The sequence below is a fragment of the Bacillus sp. 7884-1 genome, assembly GCF_002272245.1.
Classification (GTDB): Bacteria; Bacillota; Bacilli; order Bacillales; family Cytobacillaceae; genus Neobacillus.
In genome coordinates this window covers 1-1,382 of sequence record NZ_NPDD01000209.1, presented here as the reverse complement: position 1 = coordinate 1,382, position 1,382 = coordinate 1, and the positions used below count along the sequence as shown (strand labels likewise).

Sequence of the window (1,382 nt, the reverse complement as noted above, 5' to 3'; positions counted from 1 at the left end):
GGTTAGCCGTGAAAATAGTAGCCTACTCGGTTTTTTATTATTCTTTATTGTTTTATATTGATTCTGTAAGGAAAGGGTTAACTATGATGTATGTATTTCATTGGAGAGTTATGTTTTTGTTATCTGTGTTGATCCACAAGAATCTGATTACCATCTGGATCCTCAATCGTAAAATGTGCTGGTCCTTCGGTTGATTCATCTGCTTCAGAATGCATTGTTATTCCTTTTTCTTTAAGCTGCTTTTGAATTTCTCGAATGTCCGTAAACGATTCAAGATTTTCAGCATTTTCATTCCATCCTGGATTAAAAGTTAGGATGTTTTTTTCAAACATTCCTTGAAATAGTCCGATGATGCAATTTTCATTTTTCATAATAAGCCAATTTTGATTAATATCTCCACCAAAGGCTTGAAATCCTAAGTTTTCATAGAATGATTTTGATAAATGAATGTCCTTTACATTTAAACTAACTGAAAATGCACCTAGTTTCATAATTTTCTCCTCCAAAATTTGTGATTCAGATATAGATTCAATTATAAATGAGTCAACCAAGGTAAACAATATTTACCATAAGTAAGTAGTGAGGGGATATTCCTTGCTGAAAAAACAGAAAAATTCATAAAAGTTCAAAAAATTGTAATATTTCTGTTGATTTTAACCTTTCTACTTTTTGTATAATAGAAACATAAGAAAGGTGGAGAAACAGATGAGAAAACGCAATATAAGCTTTAAGAAATTAGTAGATGATAATAAGCAGGAATTAAAAAGTGATCTAAAAGCAATGGAGAGAATTGAGGCGAAAATAGATAAAAAACATTCAAAAAGATAAAAATTTCATATATAGCAGTTAAAAGAGCAACCCTAATAGAAATGGTTGCTCTTTGTAATATATATTAGGAGAATAATTTAGGTGAAATTGATATACTTATGTAAAAGACTAGCAGTGGAGATGTGCAGCGTATGAACTTTATTACAAAACTTTTTACGAAGGAAAAAAAATTAAAAGTTGATTTCTGTGAAAAAAACCTAAATCGTTTTTTACCTGATGAGCTACAAAATGAATACAGTGCGTTTTTGGGTAAGAAAAATATCGAATATAAAGAGTACCATTGTCAAAGTAGATGTGAGGAATGCAAAATATCTCCTTATGCGATTGTAAATGGTGAATTTATAGTAGCTCAAGACTCAGCACAATTATTGGAAAAACTTAAACATCTTGAAGTAGATAAAAAGTAATTTACAACTTAATGGCAGGGTGTTATAATATTTCATGTACTATTTGTTAGGTGTCAAAAATGCGGGTGTAGTTTAGTGGTAAAACCTCAGCCTTCCAAGCTGATGTTGTGAGTTCGATTCTCATCACCCGCTCCAATTACTCTAAAT

General features: G+C 30.6%; 3 protein-coding genes and 1 tRNA gene. 3 read left to right on the top strand and 1 reads right to left on the bottom strand.

The window, feature by feature from the left end:
• Positions 1-119 precede the first annotated feature (119 nt).
• Positions 120-491: a glyoxalase gene (locus CHI06_RS23115; protein ID WP_095250921.1), complete on the bottom strand. Its 372-nt coding sequence runs from the start codon at positions 489-491 to the stop codon at positions 120-122.
• A 214-nt stretch (positions 492-705) separates the two neighbouring features.
• On the opposite strand from CHI06_RS23115, the gene CHI06_RS23110 reads away from it, so the two are divergent.
• The 3 genes from CHI06_RS23110 (at position 706) to CHI06_RS23100 (ending at position 1,370) form a co-directional block, all read left to right on the top strand.
• A complete protein-coding gene (locus CHI06_RS23110; RefSeq protein ID WP_095250920.1) occupies positions 706-828 on the top strand; it encodes an FbpB family small basic protein in 123 nt (40 codons plus the stop codon).
• Between the two features lie 131 nt (positions 829-959).
• Positions 960-1,235: a DUF1450 domain-containing protein gene (locus CHI06_RS23105; protein ID WP_095250919.1), complete on the top strand. Its 276-nt coding sequence runs from the start codon at positions 960-962 to the stop codon at positions 1,233-1,235.
• A gap of 61 nt (positions 1,236-1,296) precedes the next feature.
• Positions 1,297-1,370, top strand: a tRNA-Gly gene (locus CHI06_RS23100).
• The last annotated feature ends 12 nt before the right edge of the window (positions 1,371-1,382 follow it).